Here is a 15724-nt window from a genome sequence, read left to right on the forward strand (position 1 = left end):
TCTCCGGAAGGGACGCAGCGCGGGTGGGGAGCCGAGCGAAGTGGTGCCGTCTCACTCCCGGTTGAGCAGGACGGTGGCGCCGGCCAGCACCGCGCTGGCCACCAGGGCCCAGGCGATCTGGCCGTGCAGCACCAGGACCGCACCCGGCAGGGCGCCCGCCAGCATGGTGGCGACGGCGAGGACCCTGCGGCGCTGGCGCGGCGCGGTGCCACCGGCAAGGCGGGAGTCGGCGGCGAGGCCGGTCAGGGTGAGGGTGAGGACGGTGGTGGTGAGGTCGGGGACGGCGAGGGCGCGCACGGTGCCGTTGCGGATGCCCATCGCCACCGCCACCAGGGCGATCACGGTGTACTGCGCGGCCCCGTCGACGCCCCGGGCGAAGGCGACGGCTGCGGCCGCGCCGTGCAGCGAGACCTCCAGGACCAGGGCCGCGCGCAGCCACCGGCCGCGCCGCGTAGTGGCGTACCGCCCCGCGAGGCGGCCGGCCAGGACCGCGCCGGCGAGGAAGGCGACGAGGGAGGTCAGCGAGCCTGCGACGGAGAAGCCGGGTGCTCCGGCCAGGGCGAAGGCGATGACGACGACGTTGCCGGTCATGTTCGCGGTGAAGACATGGCCGAGGCCGAGGTAGCTCACCGCGTCGATCAGGCCGCTGACCGCGGTGAGGGCGAACAGGGCCAGCGCCAGCGGATGACGGTCGTGAACCTGTGGTCCGGGAACCTGTGGTCCGGGAACCTGTGGCGGGGCGGTGCGGGGATCACCTGCGGGCGTGGTCATGACGCCTCCTCTCCGAGTTGTCGCATCGTCAGAAGAAGCACGGGTCCAGCGGCGCCGCGCCCTGCCCCGGGAGGGCGAGACCGCGGGCCGCGCGCCAGGCCGACCGCCTGGACCAGTCCGTCCCGGACGGCCACGGCACTGGCCCGGGGGCGGCGCGGGTCGTTGGTGTGCACCTTGGCGTTGCGCACGACGAGGTCGGCGGGCTCCTCGGGAGCGCCGGGGCGGACTCCGGCAACGGGCATGGCGGACAACGGGGTTCCTCTCTCGGGCAGTCCGGTGGGACGACCCGGCGAACCTAGGCGGCCGGCCGCGTCCGCAGTGCCTTCGCAGTGCATCGCCGATTGCCTCTCAGCGCACGGCTCCCCCTCGGCAAACCCCCCGAGGCCCGCGGTCGGTGCAGTGCCGGAACAGTCCCGGGGCACGGAGCGGGCAGCCATGCCGTGCGAAGCGCCCTAGCGTCGTCCAGCGTGCCGCCCCGCCGGTCCGACGGGGCCCGGCGCTTCATCGACTCCCTGACGTTCCGAGAGAAGAGAAGAATCATGGTCGACTTCGACACGGTCCACGCCGCCCCGAGCCCCGATCTGCTCACTCCGGACAACGCGATGATGCTGTTCGTCGACCACCAGCCGCAGATGTTCTTCGGCACCGGCAGCGGCGACCGCACCGCCATCATCAACTCGACCGTCGGCCTGGCGAAGGCCGCGAAGATATTCGACGTGCCGGTGGTGCTCTCCACCGTGGCGGCGGAGTCCTTCTCCGGGCCGATCCTCCCGCAGTTGCGGGCGGTCTTCCCCGAGCAGAAGTTGATCGACCGGACCAGCATGAACGCCTGGGAGGACGCGGCGCTGGTCGAGGCGGTCAAGGCGACCGGCCGCAGCAAGATCATCCTCTCCGGCCTGTGGACCGAGGTCTGCCTGGTCCTGCCGGCGCTGTCGGCGCTGCATCAGGGCTACGAGGTGTACGTGGTCGCGGACGCCTCCGGCGGTGTGAGCCCGCAGGCGCACGAGCACGCCCTGCAGCGGATGACCGCGGCCGGCGCCGTGCCCGTCACCTGGGTGCAGGTGCTGCTGGAGCTCCAGCGCGACTGGGCCCGGACCGAGACCTACGTCGCAGTGACGGACCTGGTCAAGGAGCACGGCGGCGCCTACGGCATGGGTGTCGTCTACGCCCAGGCCATGGTCAGCCCGCACGCCGCCGGCTGACGGGCCGCGACCGAACTCGACCGGAGTCCATCATGAACACGGGCTTTCTCCTGCTGCGGGTGGTCGCAGGCCTGCTGGTCGCGGGCCACGGCGTCCAGAAGGTCAGCTTCCGCCTTGGCGGCAGCGGACTGGCGGGTGGCACCGCGGAGTTCCGCGGTCAGGCTCTGCCCGCCGGCGAGCACCTGGGCCGTCCCGTCCGCGGAGCCGAGCAGTTCGACGGCCTCGGGCACCGTGCGCGGTGCGGCGTAGTCGAAGGAGGCGGGCTTCATCGGGGCGCCTCCGTGAGCTTCGGGGCACGGGCCGCCCGCCACACCACATCCGGGGTGAGCGGCATCTGCAACAGGTCGGGGTCGGCGATCCGCAGCGCGTCGACCACGGCGTTGACGACCGCGGCCGGAGTGCCGATGCAGCCCGACTCACCCGCCCCCTTGGCGCCCAGTGGCGTGCCAGGGCCCGGGGTGCAGGTGTCCCTGACCTCGATGGACGGCACTTCGGTGAAGGTCGGCAGCAGGTAGTCCAGCAGCCCGGAGGCCAACAGGGGTACGCCGTCGTCCCGGTAGGGGATCCCCTCGTACAGGGCCTGGCCGATGCCCTGTACCGCCGACCCGAAGGCCTGCCCGCGCACGATCACCGGGTTGAGCTGCACTCCGCAGTCGTCCACGGCCACCACCCGCAGCAGTCGTACGGTACCCAGCTCCGGATCGACCTCGGCCACCACCGCGTGGGTACCGAAGGGAAAGGCCATGCCGGTCTCGAACCGGTCGTCCACCCGCAGCGGCCCGGTGGCCCGCACCAGCTCGGCCAGTCCGATCGCCTGCGAGCCGCTCGGGCCGAGCTGTGCGGCGCCGTCGGACCAGCCCACGGCCTCGGACGGAACGTCCCACAGCCGCGCGGCCCGCTCCCGCGCCTCGGCGACCAGCAGCCGCGAGGTGTGCCGCAGCATCGCGCCGGCCACCTGGGCGGATCGGCTGGCGAAGGAGCCCAGGCCCTCGGGCTGCTCGCCGGTGTCCCCCTCGACCAGCCGGACCCGGCTCGCGTCCACGCCCAGGGCCTCGGCCACCAGCGCGGGGAAGACCGTCTCGCACCCCTGGCCGGCGCAGGCCGCGCCGCACCGGACGACGACTGTGCCGTCCGCCGCGGCCTCGACGCCGCCGAACTCGTGCAGTCCGCCGGGTTCCCTGCCGGAGCGTTCGACGTAGCAGGACAGGCCGATGCCCAGCGGCAGCGCGTTGGGATCCGTTCGGCGCCGGGCCTGCTCGGCCCGCCACCCGGGGTAGTCCAGGGTTTCCAGCGCCAGGTCCAGCGCGGCAACGTAGTTCCCGCTGTCGTAGCACCGGCCGGTGGGCGTCCGGTACGGGAACCGGTGCGGCGGGATGAAGTTGCGCCGCCGCAATTCGGCCGGGTCGATGTCAAGTTCACGAGCCAGCTGGTCCATGGCCCGCTCCAGCGCGATCGCCGCCTCCGGCCGGCCGGCACCGCGGTACGGGTACGTCACCATGGTGTTGGTCAGCACCGAACGGACGGTCGCGTGCACCTGCGGGGTCGCGTACGGGCCGGTGGCCATCCAGGCGGTCTGCATCGGCAGCCCGGCGCCGAGGTGGGGATAGGCCCCCACGTCGGCTTCGACCTCCAACTCGTAGGCGAACAGCCGTCCGTCGGCATCGGCGGCGAGCCGCGCCCGCTGGTCCTGCCCCCGGCCCCGGGTGGCGGCCGTCATCGACTCGCAGCGCACCAGCAGGTCGGCGCCGGTGGCGGCCAGGTGGTTCAGCAGTGCGGCGGAGGCGAAGTTCCGGTCACCCAGCAGCAGCATCCCCGCCCGCAGGTCCGCTGCCAGGCGGCGGGCGTACTCCAGCTCGCCGGTGGTGGCCGGACCGAAGACAGCCCCGATCACCGACCGGGTCCCGCAGGCGACCAGCGCGGCCAGGCGCAGTTGCGGGTAGCCCGAGATCCCGTTTGCGGAGCCGCTGGCGAGCGAATACCGCGAGGTTGGCCGGGCAGTCCGGGACCGACAGCAGGGTGCCGTCGACCGCGACGACTCTCAGCCCCTGCCACCGCCCGGCGGCAGCGATGGTGGCCGCAGGGCCCTCACCAGGTCGAACAGCGCTTTCATCGGTGCCGGCTCCAGCCGCTGACGGGCCTGACGAAGAGCGCTGCCGCTGGGCCGGACCAGGGCTGGGCCCGTCAGCCCGGCGCACAGCCGGTCGAACACCTGCTGGTAGCCCAACCCGGTGAAGAGCGCCGCGGCCAGCAGCAGGTACACCGTGACCCGCGCCGGTACCAGCCGGACCCTGCGCTGCACCGCGCCGGTCTGCGTCAGCACCTCGTCGACCATCTCGAATGGCACGATCCGCGTCAGCTCACCGATGTGACCTGGCGCGAACACCCCTGCCGCTACCCCGAAAGTCCTTGATATGGCAGCCTGTTCCAACAGCGGAGCTCCTGTGGTGAGGATGTCTTGGAGTGACAGACCTCTTCTACAGCAGCTCCGCTGCCTTGTTCACCGGCTTGACCAACAACTCCCCCGCCTAACTGAACGGCGTTGCGGCTAGCCGGGCTTGCGGTTGACGCTGCGGCAGCTTCTACGGTCGTCAGCAAGGCCGGAACGACCGGCCCGGCGAGACGAAGGCACGGAACGAGGACGATGGACCTGTCGATCGCGGAGGTGGCCCGGCTGTCGGGCGTGACCGCCCGGACGCTGCGGCACTACGACGAGATCGGCCTGCTGCCGCCGGCCCGGATCGCCGCCAACGGGCACCGGCACTACGGGGAGACGCAACTCCTGACGCTGCAACAGATCCTGGTGCTGCGGGCCCTCGGCGTCGGCCTCCCGGAGATCGGCCGGATCCTCTCCGAGCAGGTGGACGAGGTGGAGGCCCTGCGCGGCCACCACCGCCGTCTCCTCGCCGAACGGGACCGGCTGGACACCCTGGCCGCCACCGTCGCCCGAACCCTCGCCGACCTGGAACGATCCCGAAAGGACGGCCAGCCCATGACCATCAACCGCCCGGAGAACCTCTTCGAGGGCGTCCAGCCCGACCAGTACGAGGACGGCCTCCAGAACTTCCCCGAGCTCGCCGAGGCGACCGACCGCCGCAGCGCAACGATGGACGCCGCCGAGCTCCGGGCGGGCCAGCGCGAGCGAACGGCCGGGATGATCCGCCTCGCGGAGCTGCTGGCGGCCGGCACCCCGGCCTCTGCCGACTCCGTCCAGGCCGAGATCGACGCCCAGTACCGCTCGCTCGCCGAACTGCACCCCGTCACGCCCGACGAGTTCCGCGCCATGGGCCTCGGCTGCGTCCAGAACCCGTCCTGGCGCGCCGCCTACGAGGCCGTCACTCCCGGCCTGGCCGAGTACCAGCACACCGCGATCGAGTACTACGCCACCACCCACTTGGCCTGACCCGGCCCGGGCCGCTCCTCCACTTCCCATCGGAACCGTCACCGCAGCCACGCTCATCATCCGGCTCCGCCCGTGATCGCCAGGACACTGCCTAGCTGTAGAGCGGCGGCGCCCGGCGCCTTCGCGGACACCACCACACGGAGACGGGTGTTGACGGCCCGGGGACGCCAAGCGGATGCCCACCTTGCCGCCCGGCCCGTGGAGGCCTCAGGGCAGACGAGCACCGCTTGGCGTCCCCAGGCCGTCAACACCCGATCGACCTGTACCTCGTTGGAGTTGCACTGGAGCCCGGCCGGTGACGTCTTCACCCCGGGTGCGTGCCGCTGGCGGCGACCGGTGACCGATGACCAGCCGACCGCACCGCGCGAGCCGCTGCACGTCTCTCTCCGACGCCGTCGAAGCCGCCCTCGCTCAGTTGCGCCCCGACGAACTGGACGCCGTCGAGAAGCTGGTCGAACGCCTCGCGCTCTACCCGCGGCTCGGCATCCCGGTGCCCGGCGGCACCGACCCCGAGGTCGACGACTACACCGCCCGCATCAGCCTCGTCCACCGAGTCCACGACTCCATGCAGGCCGTGTTCGTCACCTGGGTGATCGCCGGACCCTGATCCCGCATCAGCACCGGCCCCGAAGATGGCCGGGCCCCTCATGCTCGTCGACGTGAGGGGCCCGGCCATCAGCGTAGTCCGCAGCCTCACGCCCCTCGCCGGCCGGGACCGAAGCGAACCGGAGCCCACCATGGACACCACGACCACCGCCACCGTCGGCCTCCCCGGACCGCGAAAGGGCCGCACCCTGCCCCTCCCGGTTGCGCTGCGCGCCGAAATCGAGAGCGGCCGGTGGCAACCCGGCAAACCTCTTCCCGGCGGCAGCGAGCTCGCGGCCGCGTACAGCGTCAGTCACACCACCATCTCCAGCGCCATCAGACTGCTGAAGGACGAGCAACTGCTCACCGGACCGGCCGGCGGCCGAACCCGCTTCGCGGACCGTTGACGGGCCCAAGGAGGACGCCGTTTGCGGCCGTTCCAAGCGGCTCACCGAGGCGCTGCCCGCCGACATCGGTCCGTGCGTCGGTTGCGGAACCCATCAACCGGGTCCCGTCGGAGGCCGCTCGATCGGGCGGCGCGTTTGCAAGGGCCGGAGGCAGTGAATGACGTGGCCGCGCCGGGTCACTGCGGCGGGGGGTAGACGGTGTCGAGGAGGGTGCGGACGAATTGGTCGGGGTCGTCGAGTCCGGCGCGGGTGGTGGCCGTGGTGGCGGGGCCGCGGGCTACCAGGTGGAGGAGTGCGCCGTGGAGGGCGAGGGTAACGGCCGCCGCCGTGTCCGGGGTGACGGGAAGGCCGGCCGTGCGCTGGACTGCTTCGAGGCCGGCGATGTCGGCGGCGGCGATGTCGGCGACGATGGCCGCCAGCCAGGGCTGGCGCGCTGCCTCGATCTGCAGTTCCAGGTAGGCGACGATGCGCGGGCGCCCCGGTCCCGCGACGTTTTCCAGCAGTCCGCGCAGGACCGCGGTCAGGGCCTTGCGGTCGGCGGGCGGCCCGGAGGCGGCCAGTTGCTCGGCGACGGCCCGGTACTGCTGCGCGCACCGCTCGGCAACGGCGCGCAGTAGGGCCTCGCGGGAGGGGAAGTAGTTCTTCGCCGTGCCCTGCGGGAGTTGCGCGGCCGCGTCGACGGCCCGGTGCGTCAAGCCGCGTCCGCCTGACGCCGCCAGAACTTCGATGGCGGCGTCGCCCAGTCGATCGCGGCGTTCGTGATTCATCATCAGTTCCCTGTCCTCATTGCCCTGTTGCCCTGTTGCCCTGTTGCCCACACTACCCCGATCGTGGTACCACAGGTGGGTTACCACATTTGTGGTGACTCTGGTCGGCTGCCTCCTGTGCCCGGCCGGCGCCTACCCGCCCCGGCGGGGGTGACGCCGAGCCGCGGCAGGCCGGAGGAGCCTCCGCCTTTGGGGGAGCGATGCTGGACATGGATGCGCTGCTCGGTCAGGTCGTACCCGCCGTGAGTGCCGCGGCAGGCGTCTACGGCGCGGGAATACTGACCAGGGCGGAGGACGAAGCCGCGGATGCGACCGTGCGGCTCGGTCATCGGCTGCTGAACCGGATCCTGAGCCGCAACCCGCGGCCCGAGTCCGTGGTGGACGCCGTGACCGACCTCGCGGAAGCCGCCGAGGACCCCGACACGGTCGCGGTGCTGCGCCGCCAGCTGCGCCGTCTGCTGACCGAGGACCCCGAGCTCGCCCGTGAACTGGCGGCGCTGCTGCCGGCCGCCGACGCGACTGTGCAGGCATCGGGCGAGCGGAGCATTGCGGTGGGCGGCTCGGTCAGCGGGATCGTCTCCACCGGCGACAGCGCCCTGAACGTCCAGCGCCGATGAGCGAGCGCGAGGGGAGCCGGCCCGGTCACCGGTCCATCGTCAACCACGGAGACAACCTGGGCGTTATCAGCTCCGGCGACTACGCCACCAACGTCGTCTACATCGACAACCGCTTCGCGGGCACGCCGAGTCTTCTGGAGCTGCCCGTCCGGCAACTCGACGTACTGAAGCCCCCGTTGCGGCGCACGCTGTTCGGCCGGGAGGCGCTGGTCGGGAGGGTTACCGACCAGCTCCGCAGCGGCCGGAGCGTGCAGCTGCACGGCCTGTCGGGCGTCGGCAAACAGGCGATCGCCCTGGAGGCGAACGGTTGCCTGGGCGCGCACGGCCTGCGCGGCGCCGTGTTGCTGCCGCAGGCCGGCCCGGCCGACACCCTCGCTGCCGTCTACGACCGCCTGGCGCGACGGATCTTCGGCAAGGAGTTCCTGCGCGGCGTCGATGAGGAGCTGCTGCGCGCCGCCGTCGCCGACGTCGACGCCCATTTCACCATCATCGACTGCGCGTTGACCGGCGCGGACCTCGCCCGACTGCAGCAGACCTTCCCCGGCTGCACCTTCCTGTTCACCTCGCCGTACCGCACCCTGTCGAACGACCCCGAGGCCGTCCACCATGTCCAGCCCCTTGCCCCGGGCCCCGCCGCTGAACTGCTCAGCGCCGAACTCGGGCTCCCGCTCGGCCCGGTGGGTTTGCAGAACATCCAGTTCGAGCAGGCGTACCGGATGTCCGAGGGCCGGCCGCAGCGCCTGCTCCAGTACGCCGCGTTCATCCGCACCTCCGACGAATGGCGGGCCCGGACGGGCGAAGCGCCCTTCGACGGCCCCGGCCCGGTCGACCCCGGGCAGGTCAGCCCCCAGCAGCAGGCCGAAATCCTGGCGGTGGCACTGAGCGAACCTGCCCGCCAGGTCCTGGTCGCGCTCGCCACCTTCGGAGTGCCCCTGCACGCCGCCTGGTTCGCGGCCGTGACCGGCCATCCGCACGCCACGTCCTGCGGCCCGGAACTGTACGACCGCCGCCTCGTCACCCTCCACGGCGACGGAGCCGAGTACCGGATCACCGCCGACGCGCTCGCCGCCGTACAGTCGCAGCGGTGGCCGCCCGTGCCGTCGGCCACCGCCGCCGAGGGAATCCTCGCTCTGCTGGCCAACGCCACGGTCCCAGGCCCTGCGCTGCCGTTGCCCGACCCGCAACTGCTGCTGGCCGTCGCAAACGGGCTCGACGCGGCCGGCAAGCGGGCTCAGGCGTCCCGGTTCGCGCGCGCCACCATCCCGCTCGCCCTCCGTGCCGGCCACCGTCGCGCGGCGCTCCAGCTGTACGCCGTCGGGCAGATGGCCGCCTCCCAGGCCGGGCTGACCGAGGACGTCGACTTCTACCTGCGGACCGGCGAACAGACCCGCAAGCTCCTGAACGGCGACGCAATCGCGGCAGCCGCCGCCCTGGCCTTCCTCACCTCCAGTGCCGGGCAAGCCGCCGTGACGGCAGTGACCGGCGCGGGGCAGTCGGCCTCCGCCGGGCAGATCGGCCGGCACGTCGCCCGGATCGGACGCAAGCTGTTGCAGCTCGCGCAGGCCAAACCGGCCGTTGCGGCGGTGACAGCGATCGCGGTGGCCGGCGGCGCGACGACGGTGGCCGTCGTCGCGACCAGCGGCCCCAGCATCCCGGCGGGTTGTTCCACCGCTTACCGCGCCGCGTCCCATCAGTCAGACAACGTGCGCACCCCGCAGGACCTGGCCGCGTACTACCGCACATCTGCCAGAGCCCTGAGCGCGGCAGCCGCCGAGGCCACCGACTCCCAAGTGAAGTCGGTGATCCAGGCACGCGCCGACGACCTGAACAACCAGGCCGACGTCCAGGAACGCGCCGGCAACAGGCTCGCCAACAGCAGCGTCAGCCTTGACAACGCCCACCCGGACGTCGTCGCCGCACTCGCCTCAGGTGATGTGGTGCTGAGCGACGGTGAGACTCTGAAGGCCCTCCTGCCGGTCTGCCCCCAGGAGTGAGCCCGTCCCGCCCGCCCGGGGCTTCGCGCAGGAGAGGAGGCGTGACGGCGCGCAGAGCGGGGGCGGAGACGAAATCCCCGCCACCTGGTGCTGCGCGCCGTCCGGCATCGGCGGCACGTGCGCTTCTCCTCCAGGTGTCACGGGTGCGTTTTGGTCCTGGCGGCGGCGTCCGCCGTCTGCTGCCGGACGCGGGATCAGCGGGTGGCGGCGGCAAGGGACGCGACGATGCCGTTGAGGAGAACCCGCCGACCGCCGCCGCCTCGGGGCGTGGAGGACCGGAAACGAGGGTCGCGGTCAGTGGATGTTCTGGGTGAGGGAGGCCACGAAGTGCAGGATGGCCTGGCCGGCCGGGGTGGCGGCGATCAGGACGCCGAAGACCACGCAGTACACCGCGCTCAGCTTCTCGTCGAAGCGGGTGCGCGGCTGGGTCGGCCTGCGCAGGCGCAGCACGATGATGACGCCGAGGAGCGCGATCGCGCTGAAGGTGAACTGCATTGCCTACCCCAAGTGATGCTTCGGATGCTCTGGGTGAGAGTGCCAGAAGTGTGGCGGTCGCGGGGCGGGATCGGGAAAGTTCGGCCTTGGGCAACACGGCCCGTTCGGCCACCGACCGCCGCGATCCGGCCGGTTGGACCCGACCGCCTGCGACGAGCGGCCGCCGCCTCCTACGCTCTCGGCCAGGATTCCGGCCCGGAGGGGGAAGTGTCGTGGCCCGCACCCGCAGGCCCGTTCGACGCCGCCGCAGCGCCAAGCGCCGCGCGCGGGCCCGCAACGACGGCATCGTCGTCGTCTTCGGCCTGGCCACCGCCGCGGTCATCCTGCTGCTGCTCGCGCTGGGGTGGCTCCTGCACCATCTGCTGCTCCTGCTCGGCCTGCTGGGCGTCGCTTGGACCGTCGCGCTGCTGGTAGTTCGCGGCCGGGTGGCGGCGTCGAGGCGGGAGCACGAGGGGCAGGTCGCGCAGCTGCGGCATGTCGGGGCGTTCCTGGCGATGGGGCCGAAGGAGTTCGAGCACGCGCTGGCGGTGCTGTGCCGGCGCGACGGCTGCACCGAGGTCACCGTCGTCGGCGGCGCCGGCGACCTTGCCGCCGACGTCCTGGCGACCACCCCGGCCGGGCAGCGAATCCTCATCCAGGCCAAGCGGTACGGGCCGAAGACGCTTGTCGGCTCCCAGGACGTGCAGAAGGTCAACGGCACCTACCGCGACGTCCACCGCTGCGACCTCGCACTGGTCGTCACGACCAGCACCTTCACCAAGGCCGCCGCCGCGTTCTGCGCCCAGGTCGGGATCCGCGCCGTCGACCGCCGGGCGCTGGCCCTGTGGGCGGAAGGAACCGGCCGACCGCCTTGGAGTTGACCCGTATTCAGTACGGCGGGAGGCGGCCGGAGGGCGTCCGGGGCGGTGCCGGATGCTGGGCGCGCGAAGTCCTTGGCGGCCTGTGCGTTGGCTCTAGTCACGAGTTGTGGTTCTGGTCCAACTTCTGCGGTCGGTTGCGGTGAGTGATCGGCCTGGTTGCGGAACGTTGCGTCGGTGCTCTTCCGGCCGTCCGCCGCACACCGCGCGGTCCTGGTGTACCTGCCGCTGGACCCGGACACGGTGGAGCTCGTGAAGGGCTTCACGCGCGACATGCGCACCGGCGCAGTGCGGAGCACGATCCATGGACCAAGCACCTCCGCAGCCGGTCCTCCACCAGTGCGACCGGGCAGACCTCGTGCGTCCACTGCCGCGGGAGAAGGCCCGTCATCCCCGGGTGATTGCCGGAGCCCCGATCGATCACAGGCACCCGTGCCGCGAGCCGGCGCGAATGCAGCCACCCCGGGAATCATCACCGGTCGCGTGGGTGTGCCTGTTGATTCCGAAAAGTGTGAGTGGTTGAATACTCACATGAGCAAGGAGCGAGCCCGCCAGTTGTCCACCGCCGAGGAACGCCGCGAGACGGTGCTGCGCACCGCCATCGGCGCCTTCGCGGCGCGGGGCTACTGGGGCACCACGACGACCGAGGTCGCCAAGGCGGCCGGCATCTCCCAGGCCTACGTTTACCGCCTGTTCCCCAGCAAGGAGTCGCTGTTCGCGGCCGTGGTCGAGCACTGCTTCGTCCAGGTGCGGGCAAGTCTGGAGGGCGGGGCCGCCGAGGCCACAGGCAGCTCGCCGGAGGCGGTACTGGAGGCCATGGGCGATGCCTATGCCCGGCTGATCAGCAACAACGACCTGATGCTGATCCAACTGCACGCCCAGGCCGCCGCCGTCTCGGAGCCAGCTGTGCGCGAGGTGGTCCGCCGGGGCTACGCGCGGCTGGTGGAGTACGTGCGCGGCGCCTCCGGAGGTAGCGACGAGCAGATCCAGCAGTTCTTCGCCGTCGGCATGCTGTGCCACCTGATCGTCTCGATGGGCGCGGACGAGGCGGACGGGCCCTGGATGCGGACGCTGGCGGCAGGCGTCACGCACTACTGAGCAGGACGGTCGGCGGGGTAAGCCCCGCCGTCTCCCTGGCTCCAAAAGTGAGTGGCTAATCACTCATATTTTTGGCTCATGAGAGTGAGTGGTTAAACACTCATGGAGGATGGGATGTCCAGTACTTCCGGAACCACGAGAAGCCCCGGGCCCACGCTCGCGGCCCTGGCAGGAGCTCAGTTCACCGTCATGCTGGCCACCTCGATCGTGAACGTGGCCCTCCCGCAGATCCGCGCAGGCGTCGGCCTGTCGGACAGCGGCACGACCTGGGTGGTCAACGCCTACGGCCTGGCGTTCGGAGCGCTGCTCCTGGCCGGCGGCCGCGCCGCGGACCTGCTGGGACGGCGGACGGTCCTGCTGGGCGGCCTCACGTTGTTCGGCGCGGCCTCGGTGGCGGCGGGGGTCGCCTCCTCCCCCGGCATCCTGATCGCGGCCCGCGCCGTGCAGGGCCTCGGGGCTGCGGCCATCGCCCCTGCGGCCCTGGCTCTGGTCATGGATCTGTTCCCATCCGGCCCCGGACGAGGGAGGGCGCTGGGCGTGTGGGGAGCGGTCTCCGGCGCGGGCGGCGCGACGGGAGTACTACTCGGCGGGGTGCTGACCCAGGCGCTCGGCTGGCGGTGGATCTTCCACGCCGTCGCGATCGGCGCGTTCCTGGTCCTCGCCGCGGCCGCCGCCTTCGTCGTGAGGACTTCGGTGCGGGAGAGCGGGAGGTTCGACGTCCTCGGCACCGCCGCCGTCACGCTCGCACTGACCGCCCTGGTCTGGGGGCTGACCACGGCCCGCCGCTCCGGCTGGACCGACTCACAGGTCCTCGGCGCCTTCGCGGTCGCCGCGGTGCTGACGGTCGCGCTCGTCCTGATCGAGCGCCGCCACCCGAACCCGCTCCTGCCCCCGCGTCTGTTCGGCGCCGGACGCGTCACGGCCGGAAACGTGCTGATGGCCCTGCTCGGCTCGGTCTGGATCGCCCTGTTCTTCTTCCTACCGCTCTACCAGCAGCAGGTCCTCGGCTCCAGCCCGCTCCTCACCGGCCTCGGCCAACTCCCGCTCGCCGCAGCCAACATGCTCGGCTCCACGCTGGCCCCGCACGTCTCTCGCCGCATCGGCGCCACCGCCACCGTCACCGCCGCGCTGTTCACCGAGGCAGCCGGCCTGCTGTGGCTGTCGCGGATCAGCGCCCGCGGCGGCTACCTCGCCGACGTCCTCGGTCCGAGCATCCTCATCGGCCTGGGCCTGAGCATCGCCTTCGTCCAACTGACCGCGCTGTCCGTCGAAGGCGTCGACCGGCAGGACTCCGGCCTGGCCGGAGGACTGGTCAACACCACGCGCCAGGTCGGCGGCGCGATCGGCCTGGCCGTCCTGGCCACCCTGGCCGGCACCGCCACGGCCCGCACCGCGACCCACCAGCCCCACCTGGACGCGCTCACCGCCGGCTACCGCACCGCCTTCGGCATCTCGGCCGCGGTCCTGGCCGCCACCGCCCTGCTCGCCGCAGGTCTGACGCGGCGCGGCGGCGCCCCCGCCGCGGAAGCACCCGACCCCGCCTCGACCACCGTCCCCACCAACTGACCCACCGCCAGACCCGACACCCATCACCGGATCACCCGAGAGGAATCACCGCAAAATGTTCACCATCGACGAGACCGCCCCCGTCATCGTCCGCCTGTCCACCGTGATCGACGCCCCGATCGAGACGGTCTGGGCCCTGCACACCGACATCGACGCCTGGGCCGACTGGAACGCCGACGTCGACCGGGCCGAGCTCGACGGCCCGCTGCAGCCCGGCAGCTCCTTCCACTGGAAGACCCACGGCCTGTACATCACCTCCACCGTCCGAGAGATCGTCCCCGGCGAGCGGCTGGTGTGGGGCGGCCCCGCCAACGGCATCGACGGCGTCCACGTGTGGACCTTCGAGCAGACCGGCGGTCAGGTCACCGTCCGCACCGAGGAGTCCTGGAGCGGCGCCCCCGTCGACGCCGCCGCCGAGGAGCTCGGCCGAGCGCTGGAGCACTCCCTGACCACCTGGCTGGCGAGTCTCAAGGCCCGTGCCGAGCAGCAGCGCTGACCCCACCCCGACCGCCGATCCGGCTTCCGCAGCTCACCGTTCGAACCGACCAGAGAGGTCCCCGCCATGTCCAACAAGCCGTACCTGACCGGCCACTACACCCCCGTCGCCGACGAGGTCACCGCCGTCGGCCTGACCGTCGAGGGCAACCTGCCCCCGGAGCTGACCGGCCGGCTGATCCGCAACAGCCACAACCCCAAGCCCGGCGTCACCCCCACCCACTGGTTCAAGGGCAGCGGCATGGTCCACGGCATCCGCCTGCGCGACGGCGAGGCCGAGTGGTACCGCAACCGCTGGGTGCACACCCCGGCCCTGGACGGCGCCCCCTACCTGACCGACCACGGCCCCGATCTGACCGCCAGCACGGCCGGCACCCACGTCATCGAGCACGCCGGACGCCTGCTCGCCCTGTGCGAAGCCAACTTCCCCTTCGAGCTCACCCCGGAGCTGGAGACAGTCGGCGCCTACGACTTCGACGGCAAGCTGCGCAGCGCGATGACCGCCCACCCGAAGACCGACCCGGTCACCGGCGAGCTGCACTTCTTCGGCTCCTCCCCGTTCCCGCCCTACCTGATGTACTACGTCGCCGACGCCACGGGCCGGGTCACGCGCAGCTTCGAGGTGCCGGGCGCCACCGCCTCCCTCAAGCACGACTTCGCGATCACCCGCAACCACGTCGTCTTCGTCGAGGGCACCGTCACCTTCGACCCGAACGAGCACTCCGGCATCCCCTACGGCTGGAACGACGCCCAGCCCGCCCGGATCGGCGTCATGCCGCGCGGCCCTCAGGGCGCCGGGAAGATCCGGTGGTTCGCCATCGAGCCGGGCAACATGCTGCACGCCGCCAACGCCTACGAGGACGCCCAGGGCCGCATCGTCCTGGAAGGGCCGACCGTGGACCGCGAGGGCTTCCAGCTCTCCTGGAACTGGTGGGTCGGCGCGCCGGGGCGCGGCACCGAACCCAACACCCGCTCCTACACCCGGCGCTGGGTCGTCGACCTGACCACCGGCCGCGTCGACGAGCAGGTCGTCGACGACCTCGCGGTCGAGTTCCCCACCCTCAACGAGGACTTCCTCGGCGCCGAGCACCGCTACCAGTACGCGGTCTCCTTCCCCGACCAGGAGGGCTTCGGCGGCTACGGCATCGTCAAGTACGACCGCACCACCGGCAGCCGCCTGGTCCACCAGGCCGGCGACGCCCGGCTGCCCAGCGAGGCCGTCTTCGTCCCCGCCGCGGGCGCCACCCGCGAGGACGACGGCTACCTCCTCACCGTCGTCTCCGACCTCAAGCAGGACGCCTCCCAGCTCCTGGTCCTGGACGCCTCCGGCCTCGATCGGATCGCCACCGTCCATCTCCCGCGCCGAGTCACCGGCGGCATCCACGGCTCCTGGATCCCCGACAGCGACCTCGACTCCCCCCGCGGCTGAGCCACCGCACCACACCGGGGACGCGGAGCCGGTCGTCGTTG

At 72.0% G+C, this 15724-nt stretch carries 17 protein-coding genes; 11 read left to right on the forward strand and 6 right to left on the reverse strand.

All coding sequences use genetic code 11. From position 1 onward, the window contains the following. Positions 1-51: 51 nt before the first annotated feature. A complete protein-coding gene (locus ACFYS8_RS32720) occupies positions 52-771 on the reverse strand; it encodes a YoaK family protein (RefSeq protein WP_387648144.1) in 720 nt (239 codons plus the stop codon). A 539-nt stretch (positions 772-1310) separates the two neighbouring features. Between ACFYS8_RS32720 and ACFYS8_RS32725 the strand changes: the two genes are divergently transcribed. Continuing rightward, positions 1311-1973 (forward strand): hydrolase, encoded by a 663-nt coding sequence (locus tag ACFYS8_RS32725; protein ID WP_387648147.1) that lies wholly within the window; start codon positions 1311-1313, stop codon positions 1971-1973. On the opposite strand, the gene ACFYS8_RS32730 is transcribed toward ACFYS8_RS32725, so the two are convergent. The 3 genes from ACFYS8_RS32730 to ACFYS8_RS32740 all read right to left on the reverse strand — a co-directional run bounded on the left by ACFYS8_RS32730 (position 1934) and on the right by ACFYS8_RS32740 (position 4401). Further along, positions 1934-2242 (reverse strand): hypothetical protein, encoded by a 309-nt coding sequence (locus tag ACFYS8_RS32730; RefSeq protein ID WP_387648150.1) that lies wholly within the window; start codon positions 2240-2242, stop codon positions 1934-1936. The two genes, ACFYS8_RS32725 and ACFYS8_RS32730, sit on opposite strands and share 40 nt — an antisense overlap. Beyond that, entirely contained in the window at positions 2239-3921 is a 1683-nt protein-coding gene (locus tag ACFYS8_RS32735; protein WP_387648242.1) for a molybdopterin cofactor-binding domain-containing protein, read from the reverse strand. Before ACFYS8_RS32735 ends, ACFYS8_RS32730 begins: the two co-directional genes overlap by 4 nt. A 90-nt stretch (positions 3922-4011) precedes the next feature. Next, positions 4012-4401, reverse strand: coding sequence for a transposase domain-containing protein (locus ACFYS8_RS32740; RefSeq protein WP_387648152.1), 390 nt, complete (start codon positions 4399-4401; stop codon positions 4012-4014). 213 nt (positions 4402-4614) lie between these two features. Between ACFYS8_RS32740 and ACFYS8_RS32745 the strand changes: the two genes are divergently transcribed. The 3 genes from ACFYS8_RS32745 (at position 4615) to ACFYS8_RS32755 (ending at position 6365) form a co-directional block, all read left to right on the forward strand. Then, positions 4615-5373 carry a MerR family transcriptional regulator gene (locus tag ACFYS8_RS32745; RefSeq protein WP_387648155.1) on the forward strand — a complete coding sequence of 253 codons (759 nt, stop codon included), beginning with the start codon at positions 4615-4617 and terminating at the stop codon, positions 5371-5373. A 343-nt stretch (positions 5374-5716) separates the two neighbouring features. Next, entirely contained in the window at positions 5717-5980 is a 264-nt protein-coding gene (locus ACFYS8_RS32750; RefSeq protein WP_387648158.1) for a hypothetical protein, read from the forward strand. Positions 5981-6110: 130 nt separating this feature from the next. Further along, a complete protein-coding gene (locus tag ACFYS8_RS32755; RefSeq protein WP_387648161.1) occupies positions 6111-6365 on the forward strand; it encodes a GntR family transcriptional regulator in 255 nt (84 codons plus the stop codon). Positions 6366-6541: 176 nt separating this feature from the next. Here ACFYS8_RS32755 and ACFYS8_RS32760 read toward each other — a convergent pair whose 3' ends face one another. Further along, the gene (locus tag ACFYS8_RS32760) at positions 6542-7132 is read right to left on the reverse strand and encodes a TetR/AcrR family transcriptional regulator (RefSeq protein ID WP_387648245.1); all 591 of its coding nucleotides are present in this window, start codon (positions 7130-7132) and stop codon (positions 6542-6544) included. 200 nt (positions 7133-7332) lie between these two features. On the opposite strand from ACFYS8_RS32760, the gene ACFYS8_RS32765 reads away from it, so the two are divergent. Together ACFYS8_RS32765 and ACFYS8_RS32770 are read left to right on the forward strand one after the other, a co-directional pair. Further along, the gene (locus tag ACFYS8_RS32765) at positions 7333-7749 is read left to right on the forward strand and encodes a hypothetical protein (protein ID WP_387648164.1); all 417 of its coding nucleotides are present in this window, start codon (positions 7333-7335) and stop codon (positions 7747-7749) included. Beyond that, positions 7746-9743, forward strand: a complete 1998-nt coding sequence (locus ACFYS8_RS32770) for a hypothetical protein (protein ID WP_387648167.1) — start codon at positions 7746-7748, stop codon at positions 9741-9743. The genes ACFYS8_RS32765 and ACFYS8_RS32770 overlap by 4 nt, the downstream gene beginning before the upstream one ends. Positions 9744-10037: 294 nt before the next feature. On the opposite strand, the gene ACFYS8_RS32775 is transcribed toward ACFYS8_RS32770, so the two are convergent. After that, a complete protein-coding gene (locus ACFYS8_RS32775) occupies positions 10038-10238 on the reverse strand; it encodes a hypothetical protein (RefSeq protein ID WP_387648170.1) in 201 nt (66 codons plus the stop codon). 212 nt (positions 10239-10450) lie between these two features. On the opposite strand from ACFYS8_RS32775, the gene ACFYS8_RS32780 reads away from it, so the two are divergent. The 5 genes from ACFYS8_RS32780 to ACFYS8_RS32800 all read left to right on the forward strand — a co-directional run bounded on the left by ACFYS8_RS32780 (position 10451) and on the right by ACFYS8_RS32800 (position 15683). Further along, positions 10451-11098: a restriction endonuclease gene (locus tag ACFYS8_RS32780; protein ID WP_387648173.1), complete on the forward strand. Its 648-nt coding sequence runs from the start codon at positions 10451-10453 to the stop codon at positions 11096-11098. 528 nt (positions 11099-11626) lie between these two features. Next, entirely contained in the window at positions 11627-12193 is a 567-nt protein-coding gene (locus ACFYS8_RS32785; protein WP_387648176.1) for a TetR/AcrR family transcriptional regulator, read from the forward strand. Between the two features lie 114 nt (positions 12194-12307). Further along, complete coding sequence (locus tag ACFYS8_RS32790) at positions 12308-13759, forward strand: DHA2 family efflux MFS transporter permease subunit (protein WP_387648179.1); 1452 nt, start codon at positions 12308-12310, stop codon at positions 13757-13759. 55 nt (positions 13760-13814) lie between these two features. After that, positions 13815-14255: an SRPBCC family protein gene (locus ACFYS8_RS32795; RefSeq protein ID WP_387648182.1), complete on the forward strand. Its 441-nt coding sequence runs from the start codon at positions 13815-13817 to the stop codon at positions 14253-14255. Positions 14256-14321: 66 nt separating this feature from the next. Beyond that, positions 14322-15683, forward strand: a complete 1362-nt coding sequence (locus ACFYS8_RS32800; RefSeq protein ID WP_387648185.1) for a carotenoid oxygenase family protein — start codon at positions 14322-14324, stop codon at positions 15681-15683. Positions 15684-15724: the final 41 nt, after the last annotated feature.

It is taken from the genome of Kitasatospora sp. NPDC004615, assembly GCF_042873545.1.
Taxonomy (GTDB): Bacteria; Actinomycetota; Actinomycetes; order Streptomycetales; family Streptomycetaceae; genus Kitasatospora.